Consider the following 15,621-nt stretch of genomic DNA (forward strand, 5'->3'; position numbering starts at 1 on the left):
CACATCTGCAATTGGTATTTAAATACTTTTCGTATCTTTACTCTGCAAATAATAACATATTGATGCTTACAAAGCTAGATATACCAATGTTTAAGGTAATGTTTTCAGAACAGAATGTTGCATAAAATATTTTAATTTCAAGGCTCTTAATCGTTCTCACATGTTCATAGTTTTTGCTCATGCTTAATTTTATCTAATAAAGCCCGACAGCCTTCTAGCACTAAATCATAAGTTTTCTGAAAATCCCCCGTATAGTATGGATCAGGTACATCCATCCGATGGTCCGTTAAATCTAAAAAGCGGAAAATTTTTGGTGAGTCAGGATTTCCAAGCATCGTGTAAATGGTACGAATATTATTTTCATCCATTCCAATAATGTAATCGAATTGGTCAAAATCATGCTTATGTAGTTGTCTACTTTGCATTCCTGTCGTCGAGATACCATATTCTCGCAACTTGTCTTGTGTACCTCGATGTGGAGGCTCACCAATATGCCATGAGCTTGTTGCAGCTGAATCTATTTTAATTTTGTCATTCAACTTCTCTTTTTCTATTAAATCTCGCATGACTGCCTCAGCCATTGGAGAGCGGCAAATATTCCCTAGGCAAACAAAAAGTACATTAATCATGAAAAATGCCCCCTACGACAAAGCACCCAAAATCAACTTGATTCTGAGTGCTGTCCGTATCATTTTTTATCCGCTGCAATTCGTTTATTTAATTCGTCTGTTAAGGCTATTAGCTCGTGTTCAAGATGGTGTGTAAATTCCTCACGCCCTTCTTTTCCTTTGCCTGTTACATAAAACGGCTCACCATAGATGAGATAACCTTTCCCACGCTTAAACACATCGCCAGCATTTCTCGCTCCAACATAAGCAGCTGGAACAATCTGTGTTTTAGACAACTGTGCAATCGTTATAGCACCTTGCTTTAAATCAGATCCTTCTGAATTTCGAGTACCTGATGGGAAAATCCCAACAATCTTCCCTTCCTTCAGCAACTGCGATGGAACTTTAATAACACTTGGTCCTGGATTGTCACGGTCAACTGGAAAGGCGTTTAAATGGTCAATAAGCCAGCCAAGTCCCTTAATATCAAACAATTGCTTTTTCGCCATAAAGTGAATTTCACGAGGCAAGACTGCAACACCTAAGTTTAATATATCCACATATCCTGTATGTGTACATGCAATAATAAACCCACCATCTTTCGGTAAGTTTTGCTCATCATATACACGTGCCTTTGAACCCGATAATTTTAATATCAATTTGACAAGATTTGCCGTAAATTTATACACTGTTTTATTCCTACCTTATTCAATAGTTATTACCATTGTAATCGAAAAGAGTTGTATACTGCAATTGTTCAAGTCAAATCTATTTGATTTATACCCGACCAACAAGGACATCGACATCAATCGTGATTTCATTTACAGTCACTTCTGCATGTTGCGCCTTATGCCAGCCCATCGGCGTCATTTCAAGCAGTGCAGGAACGAGCACCGAAGCAAGTGGCACCGTATAAGTTATACGCTCAATTGTGACATTTGAAAAACTTTCACGAAAACGTTCTACAGTTTGCTCATTGGAGTACGTTTCTTTTGACGAATCAGCATAAAGTTGTGCACGTAATTGTTGCAAATAGCCACTTTGTGGTACCACTTTTACGACACATCCATTTGATGTAAGTAGTCGTTTAAATTCCTCGTAATTTGCAGGAGATAAAATATTTAAAATAACATCAAAGCTTGTCATGGCAAAAGGACTTTTGGCTAAGTCCCCAACACACCAAATTTGCTTTGGGTAATGCCGAGCAGCTGCAAGAATGCCCTCTTTTGCAATATCAATACCAATACCAATACCTTGTTTTTGCGACAGTATACGAGCTAAATGTGACCCCTCTCCACAGCCTGTATCAAGCACTGTTTTAACTTCTCCTATTAGCTCTGCTATTTTCTCCTCAAGTGGATCATACAGACCACTATCAATAATCGTTTTACGGGATTCAAAAAGATCTTTACTATATTTAGAAGCTGCACTATGCGTCAGCATATTTACATAACCTTGCTTAGCAATATCAAAGGAATGGTTTGCTGAACATGTAAGCCTCCCTTGATCATAGACTTGCATGGACTCCTGACAAATCGGACAAGCAAATAACCCGATATTTGCATCTATTAACGCCGCTCCTGCAGCACGTTTAGAAAGTGCTCCCATTTAATTCGCCTCCTTTTGTTCTGTAGGTGAGACAATTGCAAAACGTTCCCACTTTCGACTTTTCCATCTAAAGTATACGATAATGGCACGCATCCATTCATCTGCTGAAATAGCTAGCCAAATCCCTACTAGTCCCCAATCTAAAACAAAGACAAACAAATAGCCGAGTGGCAAACTCATGCAGACCATTGATAAAAAGCCGATCTTCACTGGAAATCTTGCATCGCCTGAAGCACGTAATGAATTAATAACAACGATATTCATCGTACGACCTGTTTCTAATAAAATACTTAATGCTAATACAGACCCACCAATGGCTATAATCTCTGCATTATCTGTAAATATGCTCATTAATTGTTTTCTAAAAATCGTCACAACACTTACCATTAGTATTGTGAAAATAAAAGCTGAGCGCACGCTTATCCATAATTGATGATAAGCCTCATCTTTTTTACCCGCGCCTACATAGCGGCCTATAATAATAGCTGTCCCCGTACCGATTGCAACTGCAAACAAATACGTAAACATCGAAATATTCATTGCATATTGTCTTGCTGCAAGCGTTTCAGACCCTATATAAGTTGCATAATAAAGGAAGACAATTTGGCAAAATTGATAAAGCACTTGCTCAAATGCAGAAGGTAAACCGATATTTAAAATTTTTCGGACATACTCTTTTGAAAAAGTGAAATAGTACTCGATTTTCACACGTATTTCCATTACCTGATACAGCAACCATGAAAATACAATAACCGCAAGTCCACGACTAATAATGGAAGAAATCGCAGCACCTTTCACACCCAATTCCGGCAATCCCAAATTACCAAAAATCAACCCGTAGTTTAACACGACGTGAACGACATTCATACCGAGTGATACATACATCGTCTGCTTCGTCCAACCATGTACACGAATAATAGCCGCTAATGCATTAATAATAGCTTGTAAGAAAATAAAACTACCAATAATGACTAAATAGCTTTGGGCATATTGTAAGACATCACCCTTCAAATTCATCATCGTCATTAAATGGCTGGAGCCTAAGAAAAACAGAGCACTCATAATAAAACCTAAAATTAAGTTCAACGTAATTGCTAACGCTGAAATCTTTGTAGCTTCTAAAAATCTCTTTGAACCTAAATATTGCGAGACAACTATTGCAGCACCATTGCCTACCACTTCAAGAATTAATATCGCAATATGAATGTATTGATTTGCTGCGCCAACACCCGATACAGCGTTATCCGATAAGGCACTTAACATAAATGTATCGGCTAATCCCATTAACATAAATAAAAAAACTTCTAAAAAAATCGGCCATGTTAAATGAAATAGACTAAACTGGTCTGCCGAATGTTTCTCTCTAATCGCATGTCCCAACAACTTCACTTCTCTCTCTATTACATAAAAATCTATTGTATCTTATCACAGATTTACCACTGTAAAGGATAGCTAATACAAAAATATTTTGAATAGCTTACAAAAAAATCCCTCTCACTGACTTACTGTGAAAGGGCGTCCTATTAGCATAAGCAATTTTCTTGTAATTGCCGGCGTTTTTCTGTTGTTAAACCAAACTCTTGCTCTAAAAATACTGGTTTCGAACCATAACGACTATCTATAGCATCGAAGGCAGCTTGCAAATAATCCTCACGTGCAGACATTAATGCATGGAACTGTTGTAACTCTTGGTCATTAAAAGTATTTTGAATTGCCTGTGCCATTCGTTCTACCATAGGGCGTAAATAAATATTCGTATCTAAATAGTCTTGCATAATCGTTTCCTCGGGTACATCTAATGCGAGCAAAATGAGCGCACCGCCAATTCCCGTTCGATCTTTTCCTACTGCACAGTGATGGACGAGGCCTAAATTATCTGGATTTTGAATTGTAGACATTAATTTTTTAAATGAAGCATTGTTAAAGGGCATTTGTGCATAAAAATCGCGGAACATCTCTGGGCTTACAACCTTATAAAAATTGTGGCCACCGGTATTTGTCGGCATCTCAAATGCGTGGTTGCCCTTTGCAGGAATTTGAATATACTTTGCGCCCTTGAATGTAGGGTTAGGATTATTTAATGCCTCTTGTTGATCTCGATAATCGAAAATTGTTTTAACTCCTAGCGCTTCAAAGCGCTCCTTATCCGCTGGTGTCATCTTACCTAGCGCAGCTGAGCGATAGAGCAATCCATTCTTAACCACTCTGCCATCTCGTGTCTTATAGCCACCCATATCGCGGAAATTCAAGACTGCCTCAAACGGAATAACCTTCATGTCAAACTGTGTCATCCACTACGCCTCCCTTATTTAAGCAATCATATATATTTCTATTTTATAGAACAACCGAAGATAATACCAATTATTCACAATGCCTTTTAGAAGAGATTCAGATTCTATGACTCGCCAGTAGACTTGAAGTTATCGACGGTTGAAGCCCGTAAATCGCCGGTTGACTTGGAGTTATCGCCGGTTGAAGCCCCTGAATCGCCGGTTGACTTGGAGTTATCGCCGGTTGAAGCTCACGAAGCCTGTACTTAGCGGACAACAACGTTCACAAGCAAAAAAGTGTTAGATTGATTGCAGTCAATCTAACACTTTATCTCTTTTGCCCAAGCTCTAAAGGTTGGCTTTCACGATTTAACCTTATTTAAATAGTTCGGGATATACTGCTTTCGCTACCATCTCAACAGCTTCACCAATACGTGGTCCTGGGCGATTTGAAATATCAGTATCAATATAATTTACCGCTTTATCTTGAATGGCAGTGATTGTATTCCATCCATCACGCCCAAGAATTTCACCTACTGCATCTTCTACATAGTTTACTGTTGTTAAAATAACTTGAGGATTTTTCGCGATAACATCTTCCTCAGAAACTTTTACCCATCCTGTTTGATCGCCAAATACATTGTTCACATTCGCTGCATCAAGAATCTCTTGTTGGAAAGTACCAGCTGCTGTTGTATAAATATCTGGCTTAGGGCTAATTTCTAAGTAAACATTTTTCGGTGTTTCTACACCTTTTACTTTTGCTTGCACATCCGCGATTTTCGCTTTAATATTTTTGTTTAATTGCTCACCTTTATCTTTAACGCCCATCACTTCAGCAATTTGTTGAATATCTCCATATACATCTTCAAATGAAGCTGCTGATTTAATAGCAAATACTTTTACGCCTGCATCTTCAAGACCTTTTAGCGCATCTAATGTTTCGGCATTGCCTGTTGAATAAGCAATTACGACATCTGGCTTTAATGCTACAATTCGCTCAGTGTTGAATGTCACAGAATCTGACACACGTTCAATATTTTTTGCTTCTTCTGGGTACGTATCATAATCAGTTGCACCAATAACTTTATCGCCAACGCCTAGTGCAAATAAGATTTCTGTGTTACTCGGTTGTAATGACACAACCGTTTTTGGTACTGCATCAAATGCTACTTCTACATCGCGATCATCTGTCACTTTGTAGCCTGTTTGCTCTGCTTGTTGTCCTGTTTTAGATGTATCGTCCTTTTTAGCTTCATTTGCTGTGCCGCACCCTGCCAATACAAGTGCTAACATTAACACTGTAAGCCATTGGAATTTAAATAGTTTCTTCACTTTACACATTCTCCTTCTTTTTCTTCATCGGATATGATTTGCTTATAAATGGTATTTCAGCAATACCAGCTTGTTGATTCATGTATACAGCCATTACAAAAAATACATTAGCTAATAATCCTAAGTAATCGAAAAGGATGGCTGGTACTTCTCTTTCCTCAGAAACTTTATGTAGAACACGGTATGATTTTTTTGCCTCACTACGACATAAATGAAGCGCAGTTGCAGCCCCTGTACCTTGTGGTAAAACAAAGTTCTGAATTTCTTCCTTTACATGCCCCACATAAAAATCATAGCGATCACTAAGCCATAACAAATCTTCTTCCGTTACCGCTAATTTGCCACGTACTGAGCCGTTTACATGGTAGGCCATTGGCAAAATAGTCAATAAATCTGTAGCCACTACTTCAACTTCTTCAGCTTTTACAGCCGTCAATGCTACACCGACATGAGTTGTTAAACTATCTGTACGAATCTCAAAATCTACTGTAGATATTTTTTCACGCATGAACGGGTAGCAAGAGTAACGGGCATCTTTTTTCATACTTAGTCCCTTCTTTCTTTCATGAACAGATTTTGCTTTACAGGTGCATAAAAAAACGCCGCTCCCTAGGGAACGACGAAAATAGCATATATAGTGCCGCCTCACGCGACATTGCCTATGTATTTGCCGTATATCCTCCTAGCTTCCGAAGAGTTTTTATACATTAAATAAAGGTCGGTCTCCTGGCTCGTACAGCTCACTACTCAATGCAGTAGCGATCATAAAACCTTCCCATCTTGGGTCTTCCCCTTTTCGACAGTGGCATTTTTTATGATTCTTGTACTTACAGTTGCGGAAACAGCTTCGGTTTTACACCGAATTCCCGATTATGCTAAAGTTAGCACCATTATTCTGCAAGAATTATTCACTTGATTAGCAGTTTATCATATATTGATTTGAAAGAGTAGTTGTGAGATTGTGGAATATTCGAATATATTTATACAAAACTTAGCACTATTTCTACATAGCGATAAGCTATTTGTTATTCCAACCTAAAAATTCTGATTAAAATAGCTAGCTATAAAATTTTTTCAATAGCTTGCTCTATATCTAATTGTGAATCTGTCGGTTCAAAGCGCTCAACTGTATTACCTTGATTATCTACTAAAAATTTCGTAAAGTTCCAACGAATGTTACGTCCATCTAAAAAGCTCGGTGCAATTTGGATAATAGCTTCAGCTAACATCTTTTCCTGCATATTCGCTTTTCCGAATTCACGAAAATCTACTTCGTGCTTTAAATAATTGAATAACGGATGTGTCTCTTCTCCATTAACCTGAACTATTTCAAAAATCGGGAAAGTTACCCCGTAGTTAAGCTGACAAAGTTGAGTTGTCTCAACTCCATCTTCTGGGTTCTGCTGTCCAAACTGATTACACGGGAAACCTAAAACAACGAAATTTCCCTTGTCATATTTATTATACATTTTTTGCAAATCTTCAAATTGATATGTAAAGTCACATTGATTGGCGGTGTTAACGATTAACATTGTCTTTCCTCGATACGTCTCCATTGATAAAATTTCACCGTTTGGCTTTTTCACTAAATAATTATAAATCCCCATTTTCTCGACCCTTTCTAATTTACAAAAATTATACTGTTACTATGCTATATACAGTTGCATATTTACGTGTTTCCTCTTTATAGATAGTTTCTTGCTCTCACTTATACGATAGCTTACATCAGTATATAAGACCTATCAAAAACTGAATCCATCCTCCTACTTTCATTATAATCAATAACTTTTCTTTCTTCAAAACAACACACTTGGGCATAAAAATAGCCATCTCGCTATTTTAACGGATGGCTGTTTTATATTTCTTTTTGTATTTTATATCCTGCTCTTCTTCTATTAATCTCTTTGCAATATCTAATAAGTTTTGATCATTCGTAGCATCAAACAATTTCTTAAAGGAGACAATAATATCATATCGAATACGTGATGGTTGCTTTTCATCGATACATGTTTGGAACCTTTTCGCTAAATACGAAACAATTAAATCCCTTTGAACTTGTCCAGCAAGCCCAATTTGCCAAATTGCTTGAAGAGCATGCCTTGCAGTTACTGTTTTTTCATCATATGTTACTGCCCAAATTTTTAAAAAATCATCCAGAACACGTTCTTCCGGGTCACTTTTTGCTGCTAATGCACATAAAAACTGTGCTGCCCGTGCACGAGCATGTCCATCTGTATATGTAAGGGCTTTAATAAGCTGTTCCCAAACTGCATATGTCCAATCTACTGGTTCTTGCATAATTTTTATCAATTTTCTATACGACTCGTATTCAATCTCACGGTCACGCTCTGTTAAATTACTAAAAAGTTGCAAAATCTCTTTTTCCATGATTTATCCCTACCTTCATTCTTTCAGAACGTTTTCAAATTTTAATTTTTTTATGTTACACTTTACTTAAAAATAACGATAAAAGGAGAGCTTATGAATAGAACTATAACTCGAAAGTTGACTATACGAACGCTAGCGATTATATGCCTACTTATAGCCGTATATTTTATCATTCCTGTCTCCGTGCCAATTATTTTAGCAGGTGTTACAGCTTTTTTATTAGAACCCATTGTTATGTTTTTTAAACGAAAATGGAAAATGTCGCGAAAAATAGCTGTTGCTTTTATATACATAGTAAGCGTTATTTTTATTTCTATTATTTGTTACTTTACTATTACGCAACTAATGTCGCAAATTATTTCCATTTCAAAGCAAGCACCTTACTATATTTCTAAATTATCCGAGTTGTGGGGTCATATGCAAGAGAATATTTCAAAATATACAGAAGACTTTCCAACTGAAGTGAGTGCTTCACTTCAAAAAACGACAACCGACTTCATTGAGAAAGTTGAAGAATCTTTCTTAAACTTCTTTAATTATACCAAAGTTACGACCTTCTTTTCACAAATTCCAAGCCTCTTTATAAGTCTTCTTGTTTATATGATCGCCCTATTTCTATTTATGCTAGATTTGCCAAAATTAAAACAGTCAACTTACAAATTTTTAAAGCCTACAACTGAAGAGAAATTGAAAATTATTACTAATCGTTTAAAAGATGCATTTTTCGGTTTTATGAAGGCACAGATTCTTGTTAGCTTTATTATAGCCGGGGTTACACTTGTAGGTTTACTACTTATTCACCCGAAATATGTGATAGTAATGACCATTATTATTTGGATTATAGATGTTATCCCGTTCCTTGGCTCAATTATTATTTTAGCACCTTGGGGAATTTATTACCTCCTGATGGGGAATACAGCGATTGCCATTAAGCTCTTTGTTCTTGCAGCTATTTTATTAATTATTCGCCGAACTGTCGAGCCTAAAGTAATGGGTGCACATATTGGTTTACCCCCTCTGCCAACATTAATCGCAATGTTTATCGGCTTACAATTGTTTGGCGTCATCGGCTTACTCGTAGGACCATTTGTTATCATCTTCCTCTTCGCATTAAAGGAAACAGGGGTTATTAAATTCAATTTCAAAATTTAATGATGAACTCCAATCAACTGCCCTCAAAAGTGATAAAATCGTAAATAACAAAGGCACTTTCTATTAGTTATAAAACAGAAAGTGCCTTACATTATTATCTATCTCTACTACATTATAAATTAATTAGCTCTGCTTTCTTTAAGAAGCGATCAATTACTACCGCTACTTCTGCACGTGTAATGTAAGCTGTTGGTGCAATCGTTTGATTTGCCTTACCTGTTACTAAACCTGTTTTTAAAGCTACTGCAATGTGAGGCTTAGCATATTCGGCAATTTGGGCTTTATCTTTAAAAGTTGCTAATATGCTAGCAGCTTCTTGCTCTGTAATGGCTGTGTCCACACCTGTTAACGACAAAGCACGCGCTAAAATTGTCATCGCTTGCTGACGTGTAATTTTATCATTTGGACCGAATTTACCATTACTATAACCTTGAATTAGCTTGTATTCACTTGCAGCATTAATATAGCCTGCATACCAAGCATCTGCCCTCACATCTGTGTAATTATTAGTAACAACATCTGTTTTTAAACCGAGTGCACGAACCATAATAGCAGCAAATTGTGCGCGCGTTATATCTTGATTTGGTGCAAATACACCATCACGAACACCATTAATAATCATACGAGAGCCAAGGTTATTAACTGCTTCTTTTGACCAATGACTTGCTACATCCTTAAATTCAATAGGATGCCATACGAGCGCATACGTACTGTTCGTTAAGCTATTAATGACTGCGAAGTACGTTCCCTCTTTTTGCATAATTTTTGTTGGTACATGATACGTTGTGCCATCTGGTTTAACAACAATAGCTGTTGTAATTTTGTTTGCATCAATGCCACTTGGTATGGCTATAGTTCGTTGAACGTAAGCGTTAAAGCTTGTTACATCGACAGTTTTTACAGCACTTACTGCTTTTACAGTAAATTCAATAGGCGCAACCATTAATTCAAAGTTACCTTGTTGTGCCGCACTTTCTACAAATTTCACCATATCATTCGTTGGCTTTGCTATTTCAATTTGCACTTTAATCTCTTCAAGTGTAATATCTTTACCCATTTGAGCAGAAATTGCTTCTACATTGATTTGTGAAGCTGGCAGTGTATAAGATGCTGTCGGTGTTTGAACGATTACAATCGCTTGCTGGTTTTGCATATTTTTCACCATTTGAGCATTTAATTCCCCAATAAAAATGTCAGCATCCGTGTTTACAGGAATAGTCAAAACAGCTTTTTTACCTTGTGCTTCTAGTTTTTCTTGTAACTTTTTAGAATCCACCGTTACCGTCATCACTTTTTGATTGCCTAGCTGCGTGTTTGTAGCTTTACCAATGGCCTCTTCTTTACCATTTACAAGTACTTTTACATCTTCTGTAGGAGTAGGAGTTGGCTTTGGAGTGGGCTCTGACGTTGGAGGAGTAGACGATCCATCATCCCCATTCGAAACTACATACCATTTAGCATAAAGCGTTGTATTATCTGAGATTCCTTTTGTAAAATCAAATATTTTTGTTAGTTCACGGTCTATATACCAACCGCCAAATACATAACCAACTTTCGTTGGGTCAGTTGGCTTTGTTGCTTTCTTGCCATATTCAATCGTTTGGCTAGACACTATAGAGCCTCCGTTGCTTTCAAAGGCTACACCATAGTTGTTAATTTTCCACTTAGCAAAAATTGTTGTAGCTGCTGTAATAGGTGTATTAAAATCAAATACATGTTCAAAGGAAACATCCGTATACCAGTCTACAAACACGTGGCCTGCCTTCGTTGGGTTTTCGCTTGGTTTCGTAGCGACATCTCCCTCTTTTAGCTTTTGCGTTTGAATTGTACTACCACCATTAACTTCAAAAGTAACAGTAAATTGTTGTACAACCGTTACGTCAAAATTAGTCGTTACTTTTCCACCAAAGCCATCATCTGCAGTAACAGTAATTGTCGCTTGACCCGCTGCTAGTGGTGTGATCTTCATGCTATTATTATCAATTGAAACAGTGGCAATTTCCGCATTGCTCGACATTGCAGAGAGTGTCAATGAATCATTATCTAAGTCGTCAAATGTATTTGCCATATCAATTGTAATGTCATCGCCATTAGCATTGCCATCTTGATTAGCAATCGTTTCCTTCACAGTAGGTGCCTGATTCGCTTGCACAGAAAAGACTACCTTCGCTGTCGCAGATTTTGGATCTGCTAAACCAGAAGTTGTACCATTATCTAAGATTGTATAAGTAAAACTAGCTTGTCCTTTAAAATTTTTCTCTAAAGCAAACTTAATTTCCCCCTCTTCTATAGCAACTGTTCCGCCTTGTGCATTAGCAACAGATACTAAGGAAAGTGTTTGATTGCTTTCATTTTCTGGACCTGGTTTATCATTAGCAAGCAGCTCTGAAAACGCGATTACCTTATCTTTGGCATTTTCTCTTATTGGAGTTAACGTATCATCTTCAGCAATTGGATTATCATTCACTTCACTAACAGATATAGTAGCTTGTACTGTATCACTTAAGCCAATCTCTGTTGTATCAAGTGCTGCTGCAACATCAAAAGTAAAGACATCATTTGCCTCTGAATTTAAGTATTGCGTAGGTGTAAACTTTAAGCCACTATTTCCTTCAGCAATAGTAATAAAATCTCCATCTTGGATTGCTGTTGACCCATCGTTTTTATATAATGTTCCGCCTTGGATATTACTTATTTTCAGATGCGTTACAGCATTGCCATCTTGTGACGCAATCACCAATCCACTTTGTGTTTGCGTATGCTCAGAAGTCGAAGCAGTTGTAACCGATGGAATACTTGCGTTTCTAATTACTGTTAGAGTATAAGTAGTTTTGATTCCCTGACTAGATGTCACAACGACAGGTATACTATTTTTTCCTACTTTGAGTGGAAGTTCATCAGATGGACTATCACTTGTAACATCTGTATCTAGTACTTTTATTGTAGCTGAAGTTTCCGTAACTGTCGGTGTTACCTTTATAGATTGAATCTCATTATCTACAGTAAGAGTATAGTCATTCGTATCTTCTGAAAATGCAGGGTTAAGCGTTCCTTCACTTACACTTAAATTGGATAATGTTGATGGATACGCCACTATAACATCACATGTTGCGAATTTTGTGCCATCTTTTTTTGAAGTGACTTTTATTGTAGCACTACCTTCTGCTAACCCTGTCACAATACCATTTTGGTCAACTGCTGCAATCGTAGGGTCGCTAGATTCCCACTTTACATCTTGAAATGTTGCATTTGCAGGAGTAAATAAAGCTGTTAACTGTTTTGTTGTATTTGGTTTAACCGTTATATTCGTTTGATCGAGCGTTAAATTAGTAGCTTCATTATATAGTTTGACAGGATAATAACTAACTATATTTCTTCCAACTGTCAAAATATCATTTACACCATCATCATTCATATCTTCTATAAATAATTGGTCGATATCGTCCCCACTTGTAGAAGTATTAGGGGAGCTACTAAATTGACCTGCCCCGTTATTTAGGTGAATATCTAATTTCTTTTGACTGTCATTATTCATTGTTATGACAGCTAAATCCTCAAAACCATCTTGATTTAAATCACCAATTGCTAAAGAGCCATATACAAAATGATCTTGTCTCATTCTCTTCATATCAAAGCCTGTATTAGAATTATTTCGTAGTCCCACGTCTATAGAAAGTATTCTTTCATCGTAATTACTACTTATTAAAATGAAATCATCTTTCCCATCTCGATTTAAATCCCCTGTAGCTACAAATAATCCAGTTAAACCGTTCGATTTCTGCGGTGTTGCTTCAAAATGAAATGTACCGTCACCGTTACCTATTCCAATTTTATATGCGTCGTTACCATAATAATTTAGTGTCGTACAAATATAGTCTAAATTATGATCACCATTAAAATCCCCAACAGAACAACCATGATTGCCCATTTCATTATCTACGCCCTCATTTTCTTTCAACGAGAATGAAGGATTATTTGGTGTACTATTATTAATACCGACATACACTTTACTAGTTGTAAACCAAATAACATCATTTTTCCCATCATTATTGACATCTCCCGTTTGCACATTAGTACCATAAAATGCTTTTGAAAAAAGATTAAACGTAGATTGTTTCATTAATGTTTGATTATCATGGTTCCATAAAATAATATTATTAGGGCTTTCTTTAGATCCATTTGGCCCAGCTGAAACAATATCTTGTTTACCATCACCATCTAAATCAGTCATTGCTGTACTATAAAATTCATTTACCTCCGGGCTTTCAGTATGTACTTTATAGACAGGTTCTCCTTTTAAATCGTTTAGTGTAAAAGGAGATTGTGAACCGACCATTCCTGCCATGCGGAGTATACCATCACTATCTTCTCCAATAGATACTGCTCGTCGTCCAGAGCTAATCGGCAAACCCGAAAATATCACTTGCGGTTCTCCTAAAATGATTTGGTTTAACGATGCTGCTTTTGCTTCTCTTGGTGTCATTGGAAGCAAGCTAAGTAACATGCTAAAAATGATAACTATATGTAAAAATTTCTTATTATGCATTCTATTTCTCCTTTCTGTTTCTTTTATTTTTTTAATGAATGCCGTAATAAGAATAGCATCGACAACTCTCAAATTTCTCTCAAAAACAGCTTATTACCATTAATATTCAACAGTTAATCGTTTCTTATGTAATTAAAATTTGTATTATATATAGTGAAAAATACTTATATTTATCTAAAAATTAAATAAAAATAGCACCCATTATCGTTACTTGATAATGAATGCTATTTAAATAGTTTATTTAACTTTTTTGCTATTAAAATCGTCTAACTAATATAGGCTTACTGAATACGACCGAAGCCTACTAGATATTGGTTCCACCAATCAAGTGACTCAATGACTACCCCTTTATTTTGAGCATCAATCATTGTGTTATTACCAAGGTAAATACCAACATGCGCTACGCCTGAGCCATAGCTGAAGAATACTAAGTCACCAACACGAGCTTCACTTGCTGAAATTCGTGTTGTTGATAAATATTGTTGTGATGCTGTACGAGGTAATGATACACCAGCTTGTTTGTAAGACCATTGTACAAGACCTGAGCAGTCAAAGCCTGTTGTAGGATTACTGCCACCCCAAACATATGAACGACCTAGGAATTGCTTCGCTGTAGAAATAGCATCACCTGAAGACGCAGTACCTGAACCAGATCCAACTATGATTGGTTGAGGTTTGCTACCACCGTTATTGTTACCGCTATTGTTATTGTTGTTGTTATTGCTGTTGTTGTTGACATGAACTACAGGTGTAGCTGCTTGAAGTGCACGTAAACGAGCTGCTTCTTCTTCAGCTGCCTTACGCTCTGCTTCAAGACGCTCTTCTTCTTGTTTCGTTGCAATTTGTGCCTTTAATGCAAGTGATTTTGCTTGGTTTTCAGCTTTTTTCACTTCCATTTCGCTTTCTTTTTGTTGAAGCTCTTGGAATTGTTTTTGAAGCTCTTTTTGTTTCTCGTCTAATGTTGCTTTTTGTTCTTCTAATTTCGCTTTGTCCGCTTCTTGTTGATTTACTAGCTCTTGGTCAGCATCCATTAATGTTTTTACCGCTACGACACGGTCCATTAAATCTGCAAAGCTCTTCGATTCTAGAACAACGCTTAAGTATACACCCACTGTGTTATCTTGTGCTTGGTATGCAGCCATACGCTCACTTAAAATAGTTGAACGTTGCTCAATACGTTTTTCAGTTTCAACAATACCTGCATCTACTTCTTTTATATCTGCTTGCACTTGGTTAAATACTTTAACTTTTTGATCAATTTCTTGTTGAAGCTGGTCTAACTCTTTTTCTAAATTTTTAACTTCTGCATCAATTTTTGCTTTTTTATCTATCATATGCTGAGACGTTTCTTCAGCGTGTGCTTCAATCGGTTGAACTGTATTAAATAATAGGCCGCCTGCAAGTGCTAATGCTAGCACCATCGACTTACGCCATTTATTACGCTTACCCATGGGTCTTCATTTCCCTTCATCTATCAATTTCGCTCTTTATTTTCCTATGTAAATACATGAACGATCAATTTAAATTCTTATGTTTTTATTAGCCTTTTAAAGTTTAGCATTATTGCCGTAACTTTTATACTATTTCCGACCGTTTTAATAGTTTAGTAAAACTCGAAATATAATTGTAACATTGTAATTAATACGACATTTTTCTACAAAACGTTAATATAACGCTACATATCACTACAAATTTCTCTAAACAGCACCTTGTA

General features: G+C 36.6%; 12 protein-coding genes and 1 riboswitch. Of the genes, 1 reads left to right on the forward strand and 11 read right to left on the reverse strand.

Features of this window, described 5'->3' with window-relative positions; genetic code table 11:
- Nucleotides 1-164 precede the first annotated feature (164 nt).
- From ACQKNX_RS19525 to ACQKNX_RS19565, 9 genes are all read right to left on the reverse strand, one after another.
- Nucleotides 165-629 carry a low molecular weight protein-tyrosine-phosphatase gene (locus ACQKNX_RS19525; protein WP_427430288.1) on the reverse strand — a complete coding sequence of 155 codons (465 nt, stop codon included), beginning with the start codon at nucleotides 627-629 and terminating at the stop codon, nucleotides 165-167.
- Between the two features lie 59 nt (nucleotides 630-688).
- Nucleotides 689-1,297, reverse strand: coding sequence for a lysophospholipid acyltransferase family protein (locus ACQKNX_RS19530; RefSeq protein ID WP_427430289.1), 609 nt, complete (start codon nucleotides 1,295-1,297; stop codon nucleotides 689-691).
- Nucleotides 1,298-1,385: 88 nt separating this feature from the next.
- Nucleotides 1,386-2,216, reverse strand: coding sequence for a putative RNA methyltransferase (locus ACQKNX_RS19535; protein WP_427430290.1), 831 nt, complete (start codon nucleotides 2,214-2,216; stop codon nucleotides 1,386-1,388).
- Nucleotides 2,217-3,596 (reverse strand): MATE family efflux transporter, encoded by a 1,380-nt coding sequence (locus ACQKNX_RS19540; protein ID WP_427430291.1) that lies wholly within the window; start codon nucleotides 3,594-3,596, stop codon nucleotides 2,217-2,219.
- Nucleotides 3,597-3,739: 143 nt separating this feature from the next.
- Nucleotides 3,740-4,507 (reverse strand): tyrosine-protein phosphatase, encoded by a 768-nt coding sequence (locus ACQKNX_RS19545; protein WP_427430292.1) that lies wholly within the window; start codon nucleotides 4,505-4,507, stop codon nucleotides 3,740-3,742.
- A 354-nt stretch (nucleotides 4,508-4,861) separates the two neighbouring features.
- Nucleotides 4,862-5,821 (reverse strand): ABC transporter substrate-binding protein, encoded by a 960-nt coding sequence (locus tag ACQKNX_RS19550; RefSeq protein ID WP_427430293.1) that lies wholly within the window; start codon nucleotides 5,819-5,821, stop codon nucleotides 4,862-4,864.
- A gap of 1 nt (nucleotide 5,822) precedes the next feature.
- Nucleotides 5,823-6,365: a hypothetical protein gene (locus ACQKNX_RS19555; protein ID WP_403056830.1), complete on the reverse strand. Its 543-nt coding sequence runs from the start codon at nucleotides 6,363-6,365 to the stop codon at nucleotides 5,823-5,825.
- Between the two features lie 155 nt (nucleotides 6,366-6,520).
- Nucleotides 6,521-6,728: riboswitch (cobalamin riboswitch) on the reverse strand.
- A 154-nt stretch (nucleotides 6,729-6,882) separates the two neighbouring features.
- Complete coding sequence (locus ACQKNX_RS19560) at nucleotides 6,883-7,428, reverse strand: glutathione peroxidase (protein ID WP_427430294.1); 546 nt, start codon at nucleotides 7,426-7,428, stop codon at nucleotides 6,883-6,885.
- A 232-nt stretch (nucleotides 7,429-7,660) separates the two neighbouring features.
- On the reverse strand, nucleotides 7,661-8,209 hold the full coding sequence (locus tag ACQKNX_RS19565; RefSeq protein WP_427430295.1) for a hypothetical protein: 549 nt from the start codon (nucleotides 8,207-8,209) through the stop codon (nucleotides 7,661-7,663).
- A 93-nt stretch (nucleotides 8,210-8,302) separates the two neighbouring features.
- On the opposite strand from ACQKNX_RS19565, the gene ytvI reads away from it, so the two are divergent.
- On the forward strand, nucleotides 8,303-9,361 hold the full coding sequence (ytvI, locus tag ACQKNX_RS19570) for a sporulation integral membrane protein YtvI (protein WP_427430296.1): 1,059 nt from the start codon (nucleotides 8,303-8,305) through the stop codon (nucleotides 9,359-9,361).
- 112 nt (nucleotides 9,362-9,473) lie between these two features.
- Here ytvI and ACQKNX_RS19575 read toward each other — a convergent pair whose 3' ends face one another.
- Together ACQKNX_RS19575 and ACQKNX_RS19580 are read right to left on the reverse strand one after the other, a co-directional pair.
- Complete coding sequence (locus tag ACQKNX_RS19575) at nucleotides 9,474-13,907, reverse strand: S-layer homology domain-containing protein (RefSeq protein WP_427430297.1); 4,434 nt, start codon at nucleotides 13,905-13,907, stop codon at nucleotides 9,474-9,476.
- 281 nt (nucleotides 13,908-14,188) lie between these two features.
- On the reverse strand, nucleotides 14,189-15,358 hold the full coding sequence (locus tag ACQKNX_RS19580) for an NlpC/P60 family protein (RefSeq protein ID WP_427430298.1): 1,170 nt from the start codon (nucleotides 15,356-15,358) through the stop codon (nucleotides 14,189-14,191).
- Nucleotides 15,359-15,621: the final 263 nt, after the last annotated feature.

The organism is Lysinibacillus sp. NPDC093712, from assembly GCF_050280025.1.
In the GTDB taxonomy this organism is placed as follows: domain Bacteria; phylum Bacillota; class Bacilli; order Bacillales_A; family Planococcaceae; genus Lysinibacillus.